The sequence below is a fragment of the Stenotrophomonas thermophila genome, from assembly GCF_001499715.1.
GTDB classification, from domain to species: domain Bacteria; phylum Pseudomonadota; class Gammaproteobacteria; order Xanthomonadales; family Xanthomonadaceae; genus Stenotrophomonas; species Stenotrophomonas hibiscicola.
The window spans coordinates 1-4,597 of record NZ_CVIW01000054.1 but is presented as its reverse complement, the minus strand read 5'-3'; the positions used below and the strand labels follow the sequence as shown (position 1 = coordinate 4,597).

At 65.7% G+C, this 4,597-nt stretch carries 4 protein-coding genes and 1 pseudogene; 1 reads left to right on the top strand and 4 read right to left on the bottom strand.

All coding sequences use genetic code 11. The annotated features are described in order from the left end of the window. The 4 genes and pseudogenes from BN1263_RS16935 to BN1263_RS16920 form a co-directional block, all read right to left on the bottom strand. Nucleotides 1–327 (bottom strand): annotated as a pseudogene (locus BN1263_RS16935) (adenine phosphoribosyltransferase); the annotation flags it as partial. Between the two features lie 719 nt (nt 328–1,046). Further along, a complete protein-coding gene (locus BN1263_RS16930) occupies nt 1,047–2,612 on the bottom strand; it encodes a protein adenylyltransferase SelO (protein ID WP_058982784.1) in 1,566 nt (521 codons plus the stop codon). A 32-nt stretch (nt 2,613–2,644) separates the two neighbouring features. Continuing rightward, a complete protein-coding gene (locus BN1263_RS16925) occupies nt 2,645–3,334 on the bottom strand; it encodes a glutathione S-transferase family protein (protein ID WP_058982782.1) in 690 nt (229 codons plus the stop codon). 186 nt (nt 3,335–3,520) lie between these two features. Next, a complete protein-coding gene (locus tag BN1263_RS16920; protein ID WP_004153307.1) occupies nt 3,521–3,730 on the bottom strand; it encodes a cold-shock protein in 210 nt (69 codons plus the stop codon). A gap of 301 nt (nt 3,731–4,031) precedes the next feature. Between BN1263_RS16920 and BN1263_RS16915 the strand changes: the two genes are divergently transcribed. Then, nucleotides 4,032–4,520: a YaiI/YqxD family protein gene (locus tag BN1263_RS16915; RefSeq protein ID WP_058982780.1), complete on the top strand. Its 489-nt coding sequence runs from the start codon at nt 4,032–4,034 to the stop codon at nt 4,518–4,520. Nucleotides 4,521–4,597: the final 77 nt, after the last annotated feature.

Sequence of the window (4,597 nt, the reverse complement as noted above, 5' to 3'; positions counted from 1 at the left end):
CCTCGATGCAGTCGCTGCGGTATTCGAGCGTGTATTCCTCGCGCAGCACCTGGCCCGGCAGCTTGCCCGGCTTGCGCACCGGCACGAAGCCACCCCCAGTTCCAGCGCCATCGCGGCGCCGAGGATGAAGCCGCGCGATTCGATGCCCACCACGGCATCCAGCTTCTGGTCGCGCCAGCGGTCGGCCATCGCGGTGATCGCACCGTGGAAATCCCCGCCGTGGGCGAGCAGCGGCATGATGTCCTTGAACAGGATGCCGGGCTTGGGGAAGTCGGCGATGTCGCGCAGGCGGGAGGCCCACTGCGGAGCGACGAGGGCGTCGGTCATGTCACATTGACTATCTGATGGCGGCATAGGGTACCTGTTCTGGGCGCCGGCTGTCTGTCGGGGGTGTCGGCGGGCTGCGCCCGGCACCTGCGGTAGTGCCGGCCGCTGGCCGGCAACCTCAACGGCAACAACAACAGCAACAGCAAAGGCAACAGCGGGTTTCCTGTGGGATGCCGGGGTGGGTCCGGTTGCGGGAGACGCCGTAGACCCATCCATGGGGGCTTGGCCGCGGCATCCATGCCGCGGACACTCCCGCAACCGGACCCACCCCGCCTTCGACAGATTTCTGCGATCTGTCGGGCATTGCTTTCTGTAGATCCACGCCATGCGTGGATGAATCTCTATCGAAATCGAATATTTCGAGAATTGAACGAAGAGCATCCACGCGTGGCGTGGATCTACCGTGTCGACCAAGGTCGACACCTACCCACAGCAGCGGGAATCTGTCGGAGGTGGGGCGGTGTGGGGCTGCAGGACCGTTGGCGCCATGGATGGCGCCATCGAGCCCCCAAGGATGGGTTTACGGCGTGTCCTGCAGCCCCACACCGCCCCGCCAGACCATCGACAATCCAGAGCCGCTTTGGCTTTGGCTCTGGCTTTGGCTCTGGCTTTGGCTCTGGCTTTGGCTCTGGCTTTGGCTCTGGCTTTGGCTCTGGCTTTGGCTCTGGATTTTGATCTGGCCTCTGCAGGTGCAGGGCGCAGCCCTGCCGACCCCCCCCTCAGGAACTGCAGGACAGCATCGAGCAGCCGGCGCGATTGTCGGCCCACGCCGGGCGCTTGCTGGCGAAGTGTTCCAGACCGGCACGCTCGGTGTATGGATTGCGCAGTACGTCCTGCAACGCGTGAACACCGCCGAGGTCGCCCTGCTCGGCGCGATCGATGGCCTCCTGGGCCAGCCAGTTGCGCAGCACGTACAGCGGATTGGCCGCGGCCATTTTCGCCGTGCGCTCGCTGGCCGACAGCGGATCCACGCGCAGCCGCGCCGTGTAGTCCTGCAACCACTGCTGCAGCGGTGCCTGCACCGACTGCTGGCGCGCCTCGTCGTAGTACACCGCGTCAAGCACGCCCACATCGGGCGACGTTGGATCAACGCGCATCAGCGCGCGCCAGGCCAGCGTCATGTCCATGCTGCCGTCCTGCATCAGCTGCTGCCAGCGCAGGTAGAGCTGCAGGTCCTCATCATCCGCCGCTGCCAGGCCGAGCTTGGCCGCTGCATCGCGACGGGTGCAGGCAACGAACGTGGACTGGTACGCCGCCAGTCCCGCTTGCAACGGTTCGACATCGGCAAACAATGGCGACAACGCCTGCGCCAGTCGGCTCAGGTTCCAGTACGCCACCTGCGGTTGGATGCCGAAACGATAGCGCCGGCCTTGGGCATCGGTGGTGTTCGGCGTCCAGTCCGGATCGAAGTCCTCGACCCATCCATAGGGACCGTAATCCAGCGTCAGGCCTAGCACGGACAGGTTGTCGGTGTTCATCACGCCATGCACGAAGCCGACGCGCATCCAGTGCGCGATCATCTCGGCAGTGCGCACCGCGATCTGCGCGAACCAGTCGCCGTACAGCGCCTCGCCCTGCCCTTCGAGCTCCGGAAAGTCGCGGGCGATGCACGCGTCGACCAGCTGCCGCAACAAGCCAGTTTCACCACGCGAGGCCGGCAGTTCGAATGAGCCGAAGCGCAGGAACGACGGCGATACACGGCACACGATGGCACCGGGTTCGGCGCGGGGATGACCGTCGTAGAACATGTCACGCACCACGTCTTCGCCGGTGCCGACCAGCGACAACGCGCGCGTGGTCGGCACGCCCAGGTGATGCATCGCCTCGCTGCACAGGAATTCGCGGATGGACGAGCGCAGCACCGCGCGGCCATCGGCGCCCCGCGAATACGGGGTGGGGCCGGCACCCTTCAGCTGCAGCTCCCAATGACAGCCATCGGGTGCGACCAGTTCGCCCAGCGAGATCGCGCGGCCATCACCCAGCTGCCCCGCCCAGTGGCCGAACTGATGCCCGCCATAATTGGCCGCCCACGGCTGCATGCCGGGGTACAGCGCATTGCCACCGAACACATCGGCGAAGCCATCGCTCTCCACTTCATCGGCATCGAAGCCGAGCATCGCGGCCACCTCCGGCGACCAGGCCAACAGCGTGGGCGCCGCCACGGGCGTCGGCATCACCGGCGACCAGGCGGCGCCCAGCACTTCACGCCTGCGCGGGCCGGATTCGGGGTCACCCGGCAGGGCATTCAGCAGGCGATTGTCGAAACGGGGGCTGTCGTTATCCATGGTGTTGAAGATGGGGGCGACGGCCGACGGCCTCAATTGGCGCTCAGCGCCTGCAGATGTCCACCGTGGGCCTCGGCGCGCTGGTAGGCCGGGCGCTCGCCAATGCGCTTGAGGAAGCCGCGCAGCGCCGGCTTGTCGTCGAGGCCACCGCCGCGCGCGGCCGCAGCCTGGATCGGAAAGCTCATCTGGATGTCGGCTGCGCTGAACCGATCACCCGCGAACCAAGGGCTTTCGGCCAAGCGGCGCTCCATCCAGTCCAGGTGCAGGCGCCGCTGCGGACCAATGAAGCCGCGCTCGGCCTTGTCGGCGATGCTGCGCGCGATCGGGCGGGCGAAGAACGGCATCGGCGCGTTGCGGATGCGACCCATCACCAGGGTCAACAGCAGCGGCGGCATCGCCGAGCCTTCCGCGTAGTGCAGCCAGTAGCGATAAGCGATGCGTTCGGCCCCGTCGGCCGGTATCGGTGACGGCGACAGCTGGCGTTGGGTGTCATAGCGATCCGCGAGGTAGTCGAGGATGGCACCGGACTCGGCCAGTACCAGCTCGCCATCCTGCAGGACCGGCGACTTGCCCAGCGGATGCACGTTGCGCAGCTCGGGCGGTGCCAGCAGCGTCTTCGGATCGCGGGGATAACGGCGCAGTTCGTAGTCCAGCCCCAGCTCCTCCAGCATCCACAGCACGCGCAGGGAACGGGAGTTTTCCAGGTGATGGACGATGCGCATGGGGGATGATCCTTGGGGAGGCCCGCATCGTACCGCGCGCAGTGCATGCCCGATGTAGAGTCGAGCCATGCTCGACTGTCTTTGGAAAGCAGTCGAGCATGGCTCGCCGCTACAGAACAGCAGGCAACAAAAAACGCCGGAAGCTTTCGCTTCCGGCGTTCTGGCTACCAAACGGCAGCAGACGGATTAGACCGCCTGCACCTGGTCAGCCTGCATACCCTTCTGACCCTGGACGGCGATGAAGGTAACCTTCTGGCCTTCCTGCAGGGTCTTGAAGCCGGTGCCCTGGATGGCACGGAAGTGCACAAACAGGTCCGGGCCGCTTTCCGGGGTGATGAAGCCGAAGCCCTTGGCGTCGTTGAACCACTTGACGGTGCCGGTCTGACGATCAGACATTTGACTAACTCCTGAAACACATGTTGAAAAAATCGCAGCCACCGGGTATCGGGGCCGAGACTGAGTTGCAGGCGTTGGTAAAGCGGATCGATGAGCGGATCGTGAGATCAACTGCACCAGGCCACGATTCACGGTGACCCTAGCAAACACAGTGGGACCAACGATACGCGTGTTTTCTGCAAAAAGCGATAGCCGGGGCGTTCATGGGCTGGCCCCGCCCGCTAGACGTGGCAAGGGTTGGCAGCCGGTCGAGGCTAACCCTGAGTCCCCATTCAGGATTTTCCTACCCTACACTGGGTAAATGACTGAAGCTGAAACCCAAGCTGAACCCGCCCTCCCCCGCATCTGGGTGGACGCGGACGCCTGCCCCACCGTCATTCGCGACATCCTGTTCCGGGCCGCTGAACGGGTCGGGATCGAACTGACCCTGGTTGCCAACCAGCGGATCCGCACCCCGCCCTCACGCTGGCTGCGTTCGATCCAGGTGCCCCAAGGCCTGGACGTGGCCGACAGCGCCATCGTCGAACGGGTCGCTGCCGGAGACCTGGTCGTCACCCAGGACATCCCGCTGGCTGCGCTGGTGCTGGAGAAGAAGGCCGTGGCGCTGAACCCACGCGGCCAGCTGTACACGCCGAACAACATGGCCGAGCGGCTGTCGATGCGCAATTTCATGGAAGAGCTGCGTGGCGCCGGGGTGCAGACCGGCGGCCCGCCGCCACTGGGACCGCGCGACCGGCAGCTGTTCGCGGCCGAGCTGGACCGCTGGCTGGCGCGGCGCCCGCTCCGCTGAACAGCCCTACCCGCCTTGCTCCGGCAGGTAAAGACGACGCCGGCTGCTGAACCGCCGCGGTTCGCCGCTCAGTGGGT

Bases quoted from the DNA above. Each gene is read 5' to 3' on its own strand.
- BN1263_RS16920 (WP_004153307.1), bottom strand. From the start codon at position 3,730: ATGTCTGATCGTCAGACCGGCACCGTCAAGTGGTTCAACGACGCCAAG.
- BN1263_RS16915 (WP_058982780.1), top strand. From the start codon at position 4,032: ATGACTGAAGCTGAAACCCAAGCTGAACCCGCCCTCCCCCGCATCTGG.
- BN1263_RS16930 (WP_058982784.1), bottom strand. From the start codon at position 2,612: ATGGATAACGACAGCCCCCGTTTCGACAATCGCCTGCTGAATGCCCTG.
- BN1263_RS16925 (WP_058982782.1), bottom strand. From the start codon at position 3,334: ATGCGCATCGTCCATCACCTGGAAAACTCCCGTTCCCTGCGCGTGCTG.